Consider the following 16,435-nt stretch of genomic DNA (forward strand, 5'->3'; position numbering starts at 1 on the left):
TGGAGCGTCATGCGGATCATTCACACTTCTGACTGGCACCTGGGTCAGTCGTTTTTCACCAAAAACCGCGCCCGGGAGCATCGCGCCTTCCTGCAATGGCTGGTGGCGCAGGTGGCAGAGCGGGATATCGACGCGGTGATCGTGGCCGGCGATATCTTTGATACCGGCACCCCGCCCAGCTATGCCCGCGAACTGTTCAACCGTTTCGTGGTGGCGTTGCAGCCGACCGGTTGCCAGCTGATCATACTGGCGGGCAATCATGACGCGGTGGCGACATTGAACGAATCCCGGGCGCTGCTGGCCTGCATGCATACCCGGGTTATCGCCGGCGGCGGGTTCGGCGCCCGGGACGATGACGACAACGCCGACGGCGACCGCGAAGACAGCGGCGGGCAACCGGTTTTTGTACTTAACGATCGTAGTGGAAAGCCGGGGGCGATACTGTGCGCCATCCCCTTTTTACGCCCGCGGGATGTGCTGACCAGCCGCGCCGGAGAATCGGGGGATGATAAACAGCGGGCGCTGATGGACGCCATCGCCGCACATTACCAGGCGCTATATGACCGGGCGCTGGCCCTGCGCGCCCGGTTGCCCGGCCGGCTGCCGATTATCGCCACCGGACACCTGACCACGGTGGGCGCCGCCACCACCGATTCGGTACGCGATATTTATATCGGCAGCCTGGACGCGTTTCCCGCCCAGCTGTTTCCTCCGGCGGATTATATCGCCCTCGGCCATATCCACCGCCCGCAGTGCGTGGGCGGACAGCAGCATATCCGCTATTGCGGTTCGCCCATCGCCTTGAGTTTTGATGAGACCGGGCAGCCCAAGCAGATCAATATAGTCAGTTTCGACGCCGGGGGCGTGGCGGACATTTCCCCGGTTTTGATCCCGGAGACCCAGGCCCTGCGCCTGATAAAAGGCGACCTGGCGGACATCGAGGCGCAGTTGCGCTCGTTTAGCGATTACCCGGGGCCCACGCCCGTCTGGCTGGATATCGAGGTGGTGACAGACGCCTGGCTGAATGATATCCAGCAGCGTATCCAGCAGTTGGCGGCCGATTTGCCGGTGGAAATCGTGCTGTTGCGCCGTAACCGCGAGCAGCGGCTGTCGGCACTGGCGCGCCGGCAACGGGAAACGCTGGTCGAACTGAGCGCCGGGGACGTGTTTGAGCGGCGCCTGGCGCTGATCCCCTCCCCCGCGCCGGAGAACCTGGACGCCATACGCTTGCTCTATCGCCAGGTAACGGCGGACGTACAGCAAGGCGCCGCGGCGGAAAACCCGCCGGCGCCGGATGCCGCAACCAAAGGAGACGCCCGGTGAAAATCCTGACGCTGCGGCTGAAAAACATCAATGCGCTCAGGGGCGAGTGGAAAATTGATTTTACTGCCGACCCCTTCGACCGCGCCAGCCTGTTTGCCATTACCGGTCCCACCGGCGCCGGCAAGACCACTATTCTTGACGCCATCTGCCTGGCGCTGTATCACCGCACGCCCCGCCTGGACGCGTTGCCCGGCCAGGAATTGATGACCCGGCTGACCGCCGAATCGCTGGCGGAAGTCGAGTTTTCGGTCAAGGGCGTGGGCTATCGCGCCTTCTGGAGCCAGCGCCGGGCGAAAAACAGCCCGCAGGGCAAACTGCAAAACGCCAGGGTCGAACTGGCGCGTTTGGCCGACGGCGCCATCCTGGCGGATAAAATCAGCGATAAGCTGCGCCTGACCACCGAACTGACCGGCCTGGATTTCGCGCGTTTTACCAAATCGGTGCTGCTGGCGCAGGGGGATTTCGCCGCATTTTTAAACGCCGATGCGAAAAATCGCGCCGAACTGCTGGAGGAACTGACCGGCACCGATATCTACGGCCGCATTTCCGCTGAAATTTTCGAACGCCATAAAACGGTGCGCGGGGAACTGGAGGCACTGCGTACGCGCGCCGCCGCCATCGAACTATTGAGCGAACCCCAACTGCGGGAACTTGACGCCGAGCTGGATAGCCTGCGCCTGGAGCAGGCCCGGCTGAACGCCGAACAATCGCAGTCGCAACAGCATCACGCCTGGCTGGAGCGGCAGCGCCAGTTGACCGGCGCCCTGGCGCAGGCACAGGCCCAGCGCCAGGCCGCGCAGGCGGCGGCGCAGGAAGCACAGGCGCCGCTGGCGCGACTGGCGCGCGGCGAACCGGCGGAATCCCTGCGCCCCCTGCTCGACGATCGGCAGCGCAGCGCCGTGGACCTGGAACGGGCTGAGCAGGAGCTCGCCCGCGCGTGCGCGCTGGAGCTGCAAAGTCAGCAGGCGCTACAACCGCTGCGGGAGCAGGCGGATACCGCCCGGCGGCGCTGGGAGCAGCACGCCCGGCATCAGTTGGCGCAACAGCAGTTGATAAACGACCATCTCGTGCCGCTGGACCAGAAAATCGCCGGGCTGGAACAACAGGCCGCGCAACAGGAGGAACAGCGGTTAGCCCAAACGGAACAGCAGCGGAAACGACAGGCGCTGCAGGCGCTGAAACAACAACAACATCAGGAGGCCGGGCAACAGGCGCAGCTTGTCGCCCGCTATCTGCTTGAGCATGCCGCCTGCCGGCAATGGGGCGGGCAGCTCCCCCTCTGGCGCGAGCTGTTTGCCCGCCGCCGGCGCGAACAGCGCGACATCGACGAACTGGCCCGGCAAGACGCGCAAATCATGCGGGAACTTGAACAACTCGATATTGCGCGCCAGAAGGAACTCAGCGCGTCGCAGGCCTGCCGGCAGCGGGTAATGACCTTCACGGCGCAGTTGGCGGAACGTCAGGGCCTGCACGATGAGCAGGAATCCCGGTTCCCGTTGGCCGCGCTGCGCGCCGACTGGCAACACAGCCAGCAGCAGCGCGGCCGGCGCGCCCTGATGTCGTCCCTGCTGCCGCAAATGGAGCGTGTAAGCCGCGATCTGGCGGCCAACCGCACGCGGGAAGATCAACTGCGGCGCGACTGCGACGATATTACCGCCGCGCTGGCGGCGCTGCGGCGCGCCGAGGCGGATAAGTCCGCCCTGCTGGACGAAATGACCGCGCGCCATCGCCTGGAAATGCATATCGTCTCGCTCGGGGAACTGCGCGGAGCGTTGCGACCGGGGGATCCCTGCCCCCTATGCGGCGCCACCGAGCATCCCGGCATCGCCCTATACCAGGACCTGCAGCCGCAACACACCGATCGGCGGCGGCAGGAACTGCTGCCGGAGGTGGAGCGGCTCAAGGCCGAAGTGGTGGCGGCGTTTACCCGTCTCGAGATGCTGCAGCAGGAGCAGCGCCAGGCGACGGCGCAACAGGTACGCCTGCAAGAGGAACTGGCGTTGCTGGACGACGCCTGGCGACAGGCCGCCGCCGGGCTGGATCTGGCGCCCGGCGAACACGCCGCCGCCTGGCTGGCTGAGCAGGACGCGCATGAGCAGGCATTGGCCCGGCAGTTGGAGGCGCGTGAACAGGACAACCAGGGGCTGCAGGCGGCCCGCGACGCCCTTGCCCAGGCCGACGGCGAATGGCAACGGCTCGACGCCCGTCTGGCGCTGAATGCCCAGCAGAAGGATGCGGTGACCCAACGTCTGCGGCAAACGCAGCAGCGCCGTCAGGAACAACAGCAACGGATGGACGAACTGGCGGCGCAAAGCAGCGAGGCTCTCGCCCAACTGGGACTGACCCTGCCGGCGGATTCCGCGGTTGACGCCTGGCTGGCCGAACGCCAGGAGGAGTGGCGGCAGTGGCAGTACCAGCAAGAGCGCGAACAGACGCTGAAAAACGACCTTATCGCGCTGGAAGGCGAACTGCGCGGCCACCGGGAAGCCCAGGCCGAACTGGCGCAACAGTTGGCCGACCTCGCGCAGCGGCAGCAGACAACCGGCAACGCGCTGCGCCTGGCGCGTGAAGAACGCCGCAAACTGGCCGGCGATGACAGCGTGGCGCAGCTCAACGCCCAACTGAGCACACGGGCCGGGGAAGTGGAGCGGGACCGGCGGCAGTCCGAACTCAGTGTACAGCAGGCGCAGGAAAAGCTGCATCTGCTGGCCGGTGAAATCCGCTCGCAGCGGCGGCGGCTTGAGGAACTGACTCAACAAGCGCAGCAGGCGGCGACGGCGCTGCGGCAGGCGCTGGCAAACAGCCCGTACGCCGGGCTGGCCGAGCTGCAGGCGGCCCTGTTGCCCGGGCAGGAGCGGGACCGGCTGCGTGAGCTGCGCGAGAAAATAAAGGAAGAGCGGCAGCGCGCGGAGGTGATGTGGCAGCAGGCGGAGCTGGCGCTGCGGCAACACCATGACGATCGTCCCGCCACCCTGGACGAGGCTGCCGACTCTGCCGCCGTGGAGCGAACGTTGGCCGATATTAAGGCATTATTATGGGAGCTGGCGCGGCGGCAAGGCCAGCTACAGCAGCAACTGGCAAGCCACCGCCAGCGCCAGCGCGATCAGCAGAGCCTGATGGCGGAAATCAGCGCGGGCGAAGGCCGCTACGCCGACTGGAGCTATCTCAACGAGCTGATTGGCTCCAAAGAGGGCGACAAGTTCCGTAAGTTCGCCCAGGGTCTGACGCTTGAGCACCTGATTTATCTGGCGAACCAGCAGTTGTCCCGCCTGCACGGCCGCTATCAGCTGCAGCGCAAAACCGAGGCGGAGCTGGAGCTTGAAGTGGTGGACACCTGGCAGGCGGATGCCGTGCGCGACACCCGCACCCTTTCCGGGGGCGAAAGCTTTCTGGTGAGCCTGGCGCTGGCGCTGGCCCTGTCGGACCTGGTCAGCCACAAAACCCAGATTGATTCGCTGTTTCTCGACGAGGGCTTCGGCACGCTGGACGCCCAAACGCTGGATATTGCCCTGGATGCGCTCGATTCGCTTAACGCCACCGGCAAGATGATAGGCGTCATCAGCCATGTGGACGCCATGAAGGAACGCATCCCGGTGCAAATCAAAGTGAAAAAGATCAACGGCCTGGGCATCAGCAGGCTGGAGGCGCGTTATGCGGTGCGCCCGGAATAACGCGGCGCCGGCGGAATTCATCGAACAAGGCGTAGAACATCGCTTCGGTGTCGACAAAATCATGAAAACCGGAGCGGCGCGCCTTACTGCCGTCGGCAAACATATCGTAATCCCAGGAGAACACGAAATCGGCGAACGGCCAGCCCGACACCGCCTGATAATCCGGTGCGGATAAACGGTGCCGGCGGGTTAATTCCCGCCAGAGTTCCGTTTTATCCACCATGACTTCCTTTAGCGGCATGGGCAATGGCGGCGCCAGATCCAATTCAAAATAGCCGGCAATTTTCGGCCACAGCTCACTCCAGCGGAACAGATCGCCGTTATTGATGTTAAACGCCTGGTTGCCCGCCCGGGGCTCGGTGGCGGCCCAAAGCGTGGCCCTCGCCAGCAGCCCCGCATCGGTCATTTCCATCAGCGCGTGGTAAGCGCCCGGTTTGCCGGGAAAACGCAGCGGCAACCCCAGCGCCTTGCAGATGGAGGCATAGACGGCAATGCTCATGGCCAGGTTCATCGGATTGCCCAGGGAAAAACCGCCCACCACCCCCGGCCGGATGGCGGACCAGGTCCAGCGTTTATTGCGCTGGCGTTGCTCCAGCCAGGTTTGTTGCGCCACGTTGAATTCCGGCGGCATATGCCCCGCATCGGTTTCCCGCGCCGGTGTCTTAAACGGCCCCAGGTGCGCGCCATAGACTTTATAGCCCTGCATCAGGCTGACATGCTCCAGTTTCCCGGCAACCGGCTCGATTGCCTCAACGACGTTTTTCAGCATCATCATATTGGGAACAACCAGTCCCGCCCAGTCGGACGCCTCCTGGTAGGCGGCGTAGAAAATATGGGTAATGCCGGTCAGCGGGCGCAGCGCCCGGCCCGTCGCCTGCGCGTCCAGCAAATCCACCGCCAGGTAGCTGACGCCGGGCCGGTCGCGGCCGCCGCGGCGCGACAGGCCGATAACCTGCCACCGCCGGGATTCCAGTTCCGCGACGAGCCGGCCGCCGATAACGCCGTTGGCGCCCACCACCAGGGCAATCCGATTATTTTGCATGTGTTTTCTCCGCTGAAAAAAGACGATGCGTCACTATAATTGATAAGGAAAAAAGTGATAATAGGACCATAACCACTATCAGTTATAAGTAAAACTAATAGACGGAACACCATGGATAAACTCACCGCGATGCATACCTTCGCGCGCGTGGCCGAGCTGGGCAGCCTGTCCGCGGCAGCGCGCGATCTGGGCCTGACGCAGCCCGCCGTAAGCCAGCAGGTGGCCGCCCTGGAAAAACTGCTGGGCACATTATTGCTCTATCGCACTACCCGCTCCGTCACCCTGACGGAAAGCGGCAGCCGTTATTATCTGCAGGCCAGGCAGATCCTGGCGGCGGTAAATGAAACGGAAGAGACGCTGCGGGGGCTGAACCAGAGGCTGGAGGGTCATTTGCGCATCCATGCGCCGACGGGCCTCGGCCAGCAGTATATCGCCCGGCTGGCGCTTGATTTTCAGCAGCGCCATCCGGATATCGTTATCGAACTGCTGCTGGACGATCGGGTGGCGGATGTGATCAGCGAGGGAATTGATGTCGCGCTACGTCTCGGGGAACTGCGCACCGCCGGCACGGTGGCGCGCAGGCTCGGCACCCTGCAGCGCGTCCTGGCCGCGGCGCCCGACTATCTTGCCAGGCAGGGCGCGCCGCAAACCCTGGCGGAATTAGCCGATCGTCCTTACATTCGCTACAGCGGCCGTGGCGACGGCGCCGGACTCACCCTGCTGGGCCCCAGGGGCGCGGAGATGTTGACCGTCCGGCCGGTGTTCCTGGCCAATAATACCTTTACGCTTATCCAGGCCATAGAAGCGGGACTCGGGATAGGCGGCGTCCAGTTACCGCTGATCCGCCGGCAGTTAACCGCCAAAACCCTCGTACGCGTATTGCCCGACTATTATTTTCCGCCGATGGCGGTACATGCGGTGTATCCCGCCGCGCGCTTTATTCCCGGCAAGGTCCGGGCCTGGGTGGAGTATCTTGCCGCCGCCCTGGCGGACATTCTGTAGACGCCGCGGCCAGGTTGATTTTTGCCGATTTTAGCGCCGGGATGCGCTATCATGCGCGCTGCGTTTGATTAACCCGCACGCTTACCGACGTGCCGGATCAGGGATCTCACTTTATGTTTTGGTTTAAAAATATCATGATTTACCGCCTGAACCGCGATATTACGCTGTCGGCGCAAGAGATGGAAAAACAGTTGGCGGCCTCATCATTTACCCCCTGCGGCAGCCAGGATATGGCCAAGTCGGGTTGGGTATCTCCGCTGGGCGACAAAAGCGACGCGTTAACCCATGCCGTTAATGACCAGATATTGATTTGCGTGCGCAAAGAAGAAAAAATCCTGCCGTCTTCCGTGGTCAAGCAAGAGCTGAACGGCAAGATCGATAAGCTGGAAACCGAGCAAAGCCGTAAGCTGCGCAAAACGGAAAAAGACGCGCTGAAGGATGAGGTGTTATTCAGCCTGATGCCGCGCGCGTTCAGCCGCTTCAGCCAGACGTTCATCTGGCTGGACACCGTCAAAGGCCTGGTGATTGTCGACGCCGCCAGCGCCAAGAAAGCCGAGGATGCCCTGGCGCTGTTGCGTAAATCCCTCGGCTCGCTGCCGGTGGTGCCCCTGACACTGGAAAACCCCATTGAGCTGACCCTGACGCAGTGGGTGCGCGGCGGTGAACCGCCGGCCGGATTCCTGGTGCAGGACGAGGCCGAACTCAAGGCGCTGCTGGAGGACGGTGGCATCATTCGCTGTAAAAAGCAGGATTTGGCCAGCGACGAAATTGCCGCCCATATCGAGGCCGGCAAGGTGGTGACCAAACTGGCGCTGGACTGGCGGGAACGGGTGCAGTTTATCCTGGCCGACGACGCCACAATCAAGCGCCTTAAGTTTTCCGATACCTTACGCGAACAGAACGACGATATCGATCGCGAGGATTTTGCCCAGCGTTTTGACGCGGATTTTATCCTGATGACCGGCGAACTGGCGACGCTTATTGAAGAATTGACCGTTGCCTTGGGCGGCGAAGCCCAGCGCTGAAAAAGGTTGCTGGCGGGAGTAACGAGGCCAGGATCAGACGGGTAACAACACCGTGAAGCCGTGCTGTTTTTAGCGGGGCCGCGCCCGGACGCGCAGCGATGGCGCCCATCCGTGCGCGCCATTGTGCGGTCCAACGCCTGTGGCCTTGGACCAGGACCACCACGCTACCGGCGGATGAGTCCATGACGCGTTATGCTTTCCGTTCTCCCTGCCCGGCGACTTATGCGCCGGTTTGCCGGCATTGCGGGGCAAACCATAGCCTGCCCGCGGTTTTGCCCCATTATTTGCTCATATATTTACATAAATACGCGCTGGCTTCCGCCACCTGGACAATAAATTCACTTTGCGCCGGAACAAAGAATTTTTCGCCGGGCATAAAGACCTGCCAATCGTGGGAGCCCGGTAACAATGCCCGCAACGCGCCGTTAATGACGGTCATTTCCTCGGGCTGTGCCGTGGTGAATGTGTATTCGCCGGTTTCCATCACCCCCACGCTGGCGCGGCCGATGCTGGCGGAATCAAAACCAATGGACTTTACCTTCCCGGCAAAATACTCATTTACATTCAGCATAGATCCATTCCTTTCGATAATATTTTCAGTACTTCATAGTAAAAGCACGATCGTTGATTTGTCACGCCTTATTACCGGGAAATGCCGGCCGGCGTGCAAAAAAATACCCGCGGATAAGCGCGGCGGATTCACCGGCGAGAAAAAAGAAAATAACCGTCTTAGGGGAAGATAATTAGCCGGACCGGGAAAATTGATCCGATCCGGCTGGCAGGGAATTCAGGTCTTGTCTTCGCCCTGGTAGCGCTCTTTCGCGTCCAGCGCCTCGTGTTCGGAATCATGCTCGCTGATAAGCGTGTCGGGCTTGGGATGATCGGCCCGCAGCTCAAACACCGTCTTGGTTTTACCCGGCGGCCCCTTCTCTTTTTTAACGATATGGGCTTCGCGGGGATAAGGGGGTTTACTCGCCATAATCACTTCCTTATTTTATGATTTGGTCGGGTAAGTATAGGTCAATCCCCAGGGTTGCGCATGGCGCCGCGTTATCCGGCGGCGCAGGGGTGGAGCTGCTGCAATATCGCCGACACCACGGCTTCCGGGGAAGAGGACGCATCCAGCACATGGTGGGCCGCATCCTGGTATAACGCTTCCCTGGCCAGCAGGATTTCAGCGATCTCCTCGGCAATCGGCCGCCCGGTCAGGCTTGGCCGCTGGTCTTCCTCGGGAAACGCCTCCAGGCGCCGCGCCAGGACCTCAGGCCGGGCATGGAGGTAAATGACCGTGCCGTTCGCCCGCATAAACCGGCGATTGGCCTCCGCCAGCACAATGCCGCCGCCGGTGGCGATCACTTTGCGCCCGCCGGCAATCGCGCGCAGGATAGCGCTTTCCCTTGCCCGGAATCCCGCCCAGCCCTCGCTCTTGACGATCTGCGCCACGCTGCGGCCGGTGGTGCTCAGCAACAGCTGGTCGGTATCCATAAACTCAAATCCCAACACCCCGGCCAGCGCGAGGCCAACCGTGGTTTTACCGCATCCCCTAGCGCCAACCAAATAAATGGGCTGTGTCATTAACCGCATATCCTTTTATCCAACGACTTTTTCAGTCCAGCTGCGCATCATAGCATTGACTTCGCACGCGCACTAACCGGCGAACGGCCTTTGGGCGAAAAGTCGCGGGCCGGGCATGCGACGCCCCGCGGCCGCCGCATGCCAGCTTATTACATACCATATTAATTACAGGATTGTCCCTTACGTCGGCCGGAACCGGCAAAAAAAGACCGGCGATCGCGCCCGCGCAACGGACAGTTTTTCAGGAAGGCCCTCCCAGACGGGCACGCCCGGGCCGGCGGCCTCGGTTAGCTTTCCGGCTCCACCACTTCCGCCACGATGCGTTTCGCCTGCTGCAGCGTCAGTTTCTCCCTCATCTTGATAAGCAAGGTACCCGTGGTGCGCATACGACCGGTGCCGACCACCGCCACCAGTTCATCGTTGAGGGCATACAGCGCCACAAAATCATCGTTATCGGGCGAGCCGGTCATGTCGATGGTATCCCATTTCCCGGCATGGCCAAGATACTCATAGCGCACGCCATAATGCTGGGTCCAGAAAAACGGTACGGAATCATAGATCTCATCCTGACCCGCCATCACGCTTGCGGCCACGCGGCCATGCTGCTGGGCCACACGCCAATGTTCAATGCGCGTGGGTTTGCCGTTAAGCGGAAACGTGGCGATATCGCCGATGGCAAAAATATCCTGGCCCGCCGACATGGAGGCGTCCACATTAAGGCTACCGTCTTTATTCAGCGGCAGATCGTCAATAAACCCGGTCGCCGGCGCCACACCGGTGGCCAGTAGCACCAAATCGGCCTCGATGCGCGTACCGTCTTTCAACACTACCGCCTCCACCTGACGCTCGCCGGTAAACTCCGCGGGCAGGCCTTCGACAAATTTCACGCCTTTCTGCTCGTGACGCCGCCGGAAGAAACTCGCCAGCTCTTTGCCGAACTGTTTCTCGAACGGCAGCGGATGCTCGGCTATCACCGTCACATCCACATCCTGCTTACGGAACGCCGCGGCGACTTCCATGCCGATAAAGCTGTTGCCGATAATCACCAGGCGTTTTTCCTTCTCGACGGTGTCTACCAGCACGGCGGCCTGCTCCCAGCTTCGCAGGACCTGGATGCCGAACAGCGCCTTGCCGGGCAAATCGGGGCGCTGCGGGATGCCGCCGGTGGCCAGCAACAGCTGGCGATAAGGAATCATCGTGCCGTCTTCCAGCCGCAGCTGATGCTTGGCGGCGCTCAGTTTTTCGACGTTGCCGTTAATACGCTCGATTTTTTGCTGTTGATAAAAATCATCGTCCAGGAGCGACGGCACCTCGTCGATATCCATATCTCCCTGCGGAACAAATTTGGACAAGGTGGTGCGATCGTAAGGCGCCTGTTTTTCACGTTCGATAACCACCAGGCGACCGTGATAACCCTTTTCGCGCAGCGCCTTAATGGCGGCGCTACCGCCGGCGCCGACGCCCAGGACCACCAGCGCATCCTGGGTCGTCACCTTATCCAGCGGCCCCGCGCCCGGTTCCGCCTGCGGGTCGACCCAGAGCTTGCCCTGTTCAATCTTGACCGGATAACGCTTTAAATCGCGCAGGGAGGGAGGTTCGCACAGCGCGCCTTCCTCAATGGTGAATACCGACTTATGCCAGGGGCATATAATCTTGCCTTCGCAAAGCGCGCCTTTTTCCAGCGGAGCGCCGGAATGGGGACAGGTGGCTTCGAGGGCGAAAACCCGATCTCCTTTTTTTATCAACAGAATATCGGTATCGCCCAGGCTGATTTTTTTGGGTGCCAATTCCGGCAATGCGGTTAACGACATCACTTCTTGATAGGCCACGATAGGCTCCTTCTTGTTAAAGACCATACAGTCTGGAGTGCTATGATTAAGCCTAGCAGCTAAACGCCGGCTGTGAAGTCCGGCGAAGGGAGATGATGAAGCGGGTAAGCGCAGCGCCGCCGGCTAGTCGCTATTGAAGAGATCGCGCAGCCAGGCAATGATTTTTTTCAGCGCCCGGCCCAGGGCGCCGATATCACCGCCACCGTTTTGCCGCGCCATGCCGCCCAAGATGCCTCCACCGGCGGCGGGTTCTTTCATCATGGTTAATCCTTCCTTTGCCTATAAAGGGAATGGGAATTATCCTGTAACCTTTATTTCCAGCAAGGCGGTTGAGGATAATCATTCTTATTATTTGTTCACGCGCCGGTAATAATGAAAAAGGATTAAAACGTAATTTGATTTAGAATACTTTCAAAAAAAGCCGACAGACCGTGCCAGGCGGACTGTCGGCTTACAGATAATAGATAATTATTCCGGATATAGTTATTTACCCGTTACTTCATTCAGCCGTAAGCGTATTTTTTCACCGGGCTGATGCAAGGTTAAGGAGATGATAAGCGAAATAACCAGCAGCACCAGGATCAGTTGGAAGGTGACGATAAATCCCCCGAACAGCGAGGCCACGATTGAGCCGATAATACTGCCGATGCCGAAGCCCAGGTAAATCACGCCATAGTTTTTGGTCAGATTGTTCAGGCCGAAGAAATCACTGACCAGCGACGGGTATACCGTAATGGTGCCGCCGAAGCTGAAGGCCACGCAGGCAATCGCCATAAAAAACAAGACCGGGCTGAGATGCACAAACAATAACAGCGCCATGCCGAGCAGTGAAATTCCCTGCGCCAGCGAGACGACCCGCATACGCGACATCCGGTCCGACAGCACGCCGAGCACCAGGCGTCCGCCCAGGTTGGCCGCTGCGATAATCGTCACGGCATTGGCCGCAACCGCCGGGGTTAAATGCACCAGATTCTCGCCAATATCTTTCGCCACGCCGATCACATACAGCCCGCTCATGCAGGCGGTTAAAAACATCAGGGCCAATAACCAGTATTGCGGGATGCGTACGCACTGCGCCAGGGAAAAATCGCGTGTTGCCCGGGTCTTGTTCACGCTTTGTTGCGGCGCATCCTTCATTAATAAGGCACCGGCGATGACCAGCAACATGGCAATCAGTCCCCAAAGCATAAAGGTGGTTTCCAGGCTGTATTGGGCCAGCAGGCGGCTGTTGATATATTTAAATCCCAGGCTGCCCAAACCATAAGCGCCGATGGCGCAGGCGGAAATCACCCCTTTACGCTCCGGAAACCATTTTACGCAATTGGATAACGTCATCAGATAACCGATGCCGTCGGCAAACCCCACCAGCAGACCGGCGGAAAGCCACAACATCGTCAGGTTGCCGGCATACGCGGTCAGGCAAAACCCCGCGCCCAGCAAAACACCAGCGCCCAGCGTAACGTTACGCACGCCAAAGCGGTCCTGAAACCTGCCGGCCACCGACGACGCCAGCGCCAGCGCCAGGCTGAGCAGTCCGAACGCAAACGCCACCTGGCTGACAGGCTGATGCAGCTTATCGGCCAACGGACCGTTGAACAGGCTCCAGGTATAAACCGACCCCAGGGCGAACTGGGTCATAATGGTCCCGAACAATGTAAGCCACCGCAGGTGGGTCGCATATTGCGTATTCATATTCTGCCTCGCATTAACAATTCTTTTAGAATCGATGCCCGTAAAACGGGTTAACTGGCTTTACTATAAAGGCGCGGTTAACGAGGCGGTCTAAATGCGGCATGAGATACCGTTAATAAGGAATGAAATGCACGCCTTGGGGTATGAACGGCATAATTACATGTTACGGCGGTGGCAAGCAGGGCAATATTGCTGTTTATCGGTTGCGAAAAATAGGCAATTATTAAACGCCATGGGCAATAACGATCCTTTAATTAACACATTTTACTCTATGGTAAATTTAACCCTGGAACGGCAACCAAAAAAATAATAATATTATTCGCCGGCGCGCGCCGGCGGTATGGCGGGCGGCTATTCCTCCCCTGATTCGCTCTCAGGTGTTTGGTAATGATAATAGTTGACGCCAATACGGATAATATCGCGCCCCTGCGATTTGCGGTGCCGGTTACTGTCGCGCAGCGAATAAATGCACCCGCAGTACTCCTGCTGGTAAAACTGCTCGCGCTTGCTGATATCGATCATGCGCGCCGCCCCGCCCTGCTTGCGCCAGTTGTAATCCCAATAGCGCATGCCGGGGTAGTGGCTGGCGGCACGCTGGCCGCAGTTATTGATCTGCTGCATATTCTTCCAGCGGGAAATGCCCAGCGAACTGGAGATGACGCTAAAACCCTGTTCATAGGCATACAGCGCTGTGCGTTCAAAACGCATATCAAAACACATGGTGCAGCGGATCCCGCGCTCCGGTTCCCGCTCCATACCCTTCGCCCGAGCGAACCAGTTGTCGGTATCATAATCGGCATCAATGAAGGGCACCTGGTGCTGGTCGGCAAAGCGGATATTTTCTTCCTTGCGGATCAGGTATTCACGCTGGGGATGGATATTGGGATTGTAAAAAAAGAGGGTGTAGTCGATACCGGAAGCGCTAAGCGCTTCCATCACTTCCCCCGAGCAGGGCGCGCAGCAGGAATGCAGCAGCAGTTTGTCGGCGCCCTGCGGCAGTTTCAGTAGCGGTCGGATGAAGTCGGCCATGGGCGCTTTCTCTAAGGTCAGATAAAGAGTCTGGCTGGCCAATATAGCACATATCCCGGGCGGGTTGGCGGCGCGGGGTTTAACAAGGAGTATCAAATAGTTATTAACCGCCGGTCTGTCGACCACAAAAAAAACGCGGCCGGCCCGGCACACTTTCCCGGCATCCCCCCGCCCGGTGTGTGGACTGGTAACACATTTCTAAAAACCTTTACGCATGGCGCCTTTATGATTCGCCAATATGAGACTAGATTTAAAGAAAGCGCAGCCCGTTGCGCATGTGAACAAGGTTATAGGGTCATTACCATGCAATCAGAAGAGCAACGTATTATCGAGGGCCTTTTTCAGCGTCTGAAACAGGCGGAGCAGAAAGCCGGCCCCCGCGACGCCGAAGCGGATCGGCAAATCCAGGAATTTATCCGCCAGCAGCCCGCAGCCCCTTATTATATGGCGCAGTCGATATTGATCCAGGAAGCCGCGCTTAAGCGCCTGCACCAGCAGGTACAACAGCTGGAATCCGAGCTTACCGCCTTGAAAAACGCGCCGCAGCCAAGCCAGGGAGGATTTCTCAGCAACCTGTTTGGCGGCGGGGCGGCCCGGAACGCCCGTGCGCAGCAGCCCGCCCCCGCCTGGAATAACCAGCAGCAGCCACCGGCTCCCGGCTATGGCGGCCAGGCCGCGCCGCCGCCCGGATACAACGGTTATGCTCAGGGATATAACCAGCCGCAGGCGGCGCCGCGCGGAGGGGGCTTTCTGGCCGGCGCGCTGCAAACCGCCGCCGGGGTCGCCGGCGGTGTGGTGCTGGGCAACATGCTTACCGGCATGTTCCATAACAGCCAGCCGCAGGAGATAGTCAATGTTATCGATCAGCCCCTGGATGCCGCCACCGATCCCCTGACCAACCAGGATTTCTCCAGCGACAATCTCGATACCTTCAATGATGTCTCTGGCAACCCTTTCCCGGGCGCCAGCGGCACTGATGATACGTTCGCCAATAATGATTATGGCAACGATACCAATGCCGATAACGGTTTCGGCGCGGACAACGGCTTCGGTACAGATGACGGTTTTGGCACGGATGACAGCTTCGGCGTGGACGATGGCTTCAGCGACGACGATGATTTTGTCTGATCGCCGCCGACCGCGGGGAAGAGGCCGGCTGTAGCCTGGCCGATAAGCAGGGTGGCCGGGTCGCCGCGTTACGTTCCCTGCCCGGCATACCCACTTCAGGGTATGCGCATCGTTGTCAGCAGTCTGGGCCCACGCTTAGCGTGGGCTTCTTTATTGACAACGCGCAATCAAGACCGACATGGCATCGTACCGCGCTGGTAATCAACACTCACGCCGGTTATTTATGTTCATGCCACGGCAAATTATTCCGCCATATAAATTCTTGGAAAAAAAACCTCCAGCGCCTACACTAACTTTATCTATTTATATTTAACCCCTGAAAAATAATTCTAATTATTGAAACCATACTCTTTGGCTATTCTATTTCTTTCGTCCTGTCTCGTGTCAGTAATTTTACTTTATCGCAGGGATAGCAATCATAAGTGGATTTTATTTATTTAAATATATAATGCCGGATATTTACGCGCGCATTAGATGTTATTTGGTCGAGCGCACCGGCAGCCGGACGGATCGTGAATTAAGCCAGAACACAGGGTCAAATATTTTCGCCTGGCGCACGAACCCTCTTTACCCTATCTCTGAAAGGACCGGTAATGATGCGCAAAACAACTGTAGCGATGCGATTTACCCGTGATGCTTTAGCTTTATTTATTACTATAACAAGACAATTTGAATTAAAAATAATAAATAAATTTAATATAATAATGATGGCCGCTATATGGTTTTTTTTTACCGCTCCGGGCAACACCTGGGCGGCGTGTACCCCCCCGCCGACGAATGGCAAAACCACCACCTGTACCAACTTGTCGGTACAAACCGACACCGTCGGCAACGGCCCGGGGATGAATGATGTGAATCTTCTGGTGCTGCCTGCCGCCAGGATTGAAACCGGTACAGTCACCGCCATCACGTTTGACACGGGCGCCACGATTGCCATTCAGGCACGCGCGACGGTGCAAAACGACACGGATGGCCTATCCGGCGCCGGTGCGTGGGGGCTGGGTCACAATACCATTGAGTTTAACAATAATAACAACTTAAACGTAGAAACCGGCGCCCAGGTCTTGGGCCTCGGGACGTCACCCACAAATGACGCAATTACTGTCATGGGCAGCGGAA

General features: G+C 59.2%; 14 protein-coding genes. 5 read left to right on the top strand and 9 right to left on the bottom strand.

Annotated elements, in window-relative coordinates; translation table 11 throughout:
• Window positions 1-9: 9 nt before the first annotated feature.
• Both sbcD and ACL2XG_RS10220 read left to right on the top strand, forming a co-directional pair.
• A complete protein-coding gene (gene sbcD, locus ACL2XG_RS10215; RefSeq protein ID WP_413722243.1) occupies window positions 10-1,323 on the top strand; it encodes an exonuclease subunit SbcD in 1,314 nt (437 codons plus the stop codon).
• Complete coding sequence (locus tag ACL2XG_RS10220) at window positions 1,320-4,994, top strand: AAA family ATPase (protein ID WP_413722242.1); 3,675 nt, start codon at window positions 1,320-1,322, stop codon at window positions 4,992-4,994. Before sbcD ends, ACL2XG_RS10220 begins: the two co-directional genes overlap by 4 nt.
• Here the strand turns inward: ACL2XG_RS10220 and ACL2XG_RS10225 are convergent.
• Complete coding sequence (locus ACL2XG_RS10225) at window positions 4,954-6,036, bottom strand: SDR family oxidoreductase (RefSeq protein WP_413722241.1); 1,083 nt, start codon at window positions 6,034-6,036, stop codon at window positions 4,954-4,956. The genes ACL2XG_RS10220 and ACL2XG_RS10225 overlap by 41 nt on opposite strands.
• 111 nt (window positions 6,037-6,147) lie before the next feature.
• Here ACL2XG_RS10225 and ACL2XG_RS10230 point away from each other — a divergent pair, with 111 nt between their 5' ends.
• Both ACL2XG_RS10230 and rdgC read left to right on the top strand, forming a co-directional pair.
• A complete protein-coding gene (locus tag ACL2XG_RS10230) occupies window positions 6,148-7,038 on the top strand; it encodes a LysR family transcriptional regulator (RefSeq protein WP_413722240.1) in 891 nt (296 codons plus the stop codon).
• A 113-nt stretch (window positions 7,039-7,151) separates the two neighbouring features.
• Window positions 7,152-8,063, top strand: a complete 912-nt coding sequence (gene rdgC / locus ACL2XG_RS10235; protein ID WP_413722239.1) for a recombination-associated protein RdgC — start codon at window positions 7,152-7,154, stop codon at window positions 8,061-8,063.
• 280 nt (window positions 8,064-8,343) lie between these two features.
• Here the strand turns inward: rdgC and ppnP are convergent, their stop codons facing one another.
• The 7 genes from ppnP to ACL2XG_RS10270 form a co-directional block, all read right to left on the bottom strand.
• On the bottom strand, window positions 8,344-8,634 hold the full coding sequence (gene ppnP / locus ACL2XG_RS10240) for a pyrimidine/purine nucleoside phosphorylase (RefSeq protein WP_410016228.1): 291 nt from the start codon (window positions 8,632-8,634) through the stop codon (window positions 8,344-8,346).
• A gap of 216 nt (window positions 8,635-8,850) precedes the next feature.
• Window positions 8,851-9,042, bottom strand: a complete 192-nt coding sequence (locus ACL2XG_RS10245; RefSeq protein WP_413722238.1) for a hypothetical protein — start codon at window positions 9,040-9,042, stop codon at window positions 8,851-8,853.
• A 71-nt stretch (window positions 9,043-9,113) separates the two neighbouring features.
• Window positions 9,114-9,638 (bottom strand): shikimate kinase AroL, encoded by a 525-nt coding sequence (gene aroL, locus ACL2XG_RS10250; RefSeq protein WP_410016230.1) that lies wholly within the window; start codon window positions 9,636-9,638, stop codon window positions 9,114-9,116.
• 287 nt (window positions 9,639-9,925) lie between these two features.
• Window positions 9,926-11,467 carry an FAD-dependent oxidoreductase gene (locus ACL2XG_RS10255; RefSeq protein WP_410016231.1) on the bottom strand — a complete coding sequence of 514 codons (1,542 nt, stop codon included), beginning with the start codon at window positions 11,465-11,467 and terminating at the stop codon, window positions 9,926-9,928.
• A gap of 123 nt (window positions 11,468-11,590) precedes the next feature.
• The gene (locus ACL2XG_RS10260; protein WP_410016232.1) at window positions 11,591-11,728 is read right to left on the bottom strand and encodes a hypothetical protein; all 138 of its coding nucleotides are present in this window, start codon (window positions 11,726-11,728) and stop codon (window positions 11,591-11,593) included.
• 222 nt (window positions 11,729-11,950) lie between these two features.
• The gene (locus tag ACL2XG_RS10265; protein WP_410016233.1) at window positions 11,951-13,159 is read right to left on the bottom strand and encodes an OFA family MFS transporter; all 1,209 of its coding nucleotides are present in this window, start codon (window positions 13,157-13,159) and stop codon (window positions 11,951-11,953) included.
• A 351-nt stretch (window positions 13,160-13,510) separates the two neighbouring features.
• Complete coding sequence (locus ACL2XG_RS10270) at window positions 13,511-14,188, bottom strand: epoxyqueuosine reductase QueH (protein WP_413722237.1); 678 nt, start codon at window positions 14,186-14,188, stop codon at window positions 13,511-13,513.
• A gap of 303 nt (window positions 14,189-14,491) precedes the next feature.
• On the opposite strand from ACL2XG_RS10270, the gene ACL2XG_RS10275 reads away from it, so the two are divergent.
• Window positions 14,492-15,316 carry a DUF2076 domain-containing protein gene (locus ACL2XG_RS10275; protein WP_410016235.1) on the top strand — a complete coding sequence of 275 codons (825 nt, stop codon included), beginning with the start codon at window positions 14,492-14,494 and terminating at the stop codon, window positions 15,314-15,316.
• A gap of 535 nt (window positions 15,317-15,851) precedes the next feature.
• Here ACL2XG_RS10275 and ACL2XG_RS10280 read toward each other — a convergent pair.
• Window positions 15,852-16,253, bottom strand: coding sequence for a hypothetical protein (locus ACL2XG_RS10280; RefSeq protein WP_413722236.1), 402 nt, complete (start codon window positions 16,251-16,253; stop codon window positions 15,852-15,854).
• Window positions 16,254-16,435: the final 182 nt, after the last annotated feature.

This window comes from Sodalis sp. RH24, from assembly GCF_047324145.1.
Classification (GTDB): Bacteria; Pseudomonadota; Gammaproteobacteria; order Enterobacterales; family Enterobacteriaceae; genus Acerihabitans.

What these genes read in the sequence shown, in the direction of transcription:
- ACL2XG_RS10225 (WP_413722241.1), bottom strand. Translation starts at nt 6,036, where the DNA reads ATGCAAAATAATCGGATTGCCCTGGTGGTGGGCGCCAACGGCGTTATC.
- ACL2XG_RS10280 (WP_413722236.1), bottom strand. Translation starts at nt 16,253, where the DNA reads ATGGCAATCGTGGCGCCCGTGTCAAACGTGATGGCGGTGACTGTACCG.
- ACL2XG_RS10265 (WP_410016233.1), bottom strand. Translation starts at nt 13,159, where the DNA reads ATGAATACGCAATATGCGACCCACCTGCGGTGGCTTACATTGTTCGGG.
- rdgC (WP_413722239.1), top strand. Translation starts at nt 7,152, where the DNA reads ATGTTTTGGTTTAAAAATATCATGATTTACCGCCTGAACCGCGATATT.
- ACL2XG_RS10275 (WP_410016235.1), top strand. Translation starts at nt 14,492, where the DNA reads ATGCAATCAGAAGAGCAACGTATTATCGAGGGCCTTTTTCAGCGTCTG.
- ACL2XG_RS10260 (WP_410016232.1), bottom strand. Translation starts at nt 11,728, where the DNA reads ATGATGAAAGAACCCGCCGCCGGTGGAGGCATCTTGGGCGGCATGGCG.
- ACL2XG_RS10230 (WP_413722240.1), top strand. Translation starts at nt 6,148, where the DNA reads ATGGATAAACTCACCGCGATGCATACCTTCGCGCGCGTGGCCGAGCTG.
- sbcD (WP_413722243.1), top strand. Translation starts at nt 10, where the DNA reads ATGCGGATCATTCACACTTCTGACTGGCACCTGGGTCAGTCGTTTTTC.
- ACL2XG_RS10245 (WP_413722238.1), bottom strand. Translation starts at nt 9,042, where the DNA reads ATGGCGAGTAAACCCCCTTATCCCCGCGAAGCCCATATCGTTAAAAAA.
- aroL (WP_410016230.1), bottom strand. Translation starts at nt 9,638, where the DNA reads ATGACACAGCCCATTTATTTGGTTGGCGCTAGGGGATGCGGTAAAACC.
- ACL2XG_RS10270 (WP_413722237.1), bottom strand. Translation starts at nt 14,188, where the DNA reads ATGGCCGACTTCATCCGACCGCTACTGAAACTGCCGCAGGGCGCCGAC.
- ppnP (WP_410016228.1), bottom strand. Translation starts at nt 8,634, where the DNA reads ATGCTGAATGTAAATGAGTATTTTGCCGGGAAGGTAAAGTCCATTGGT.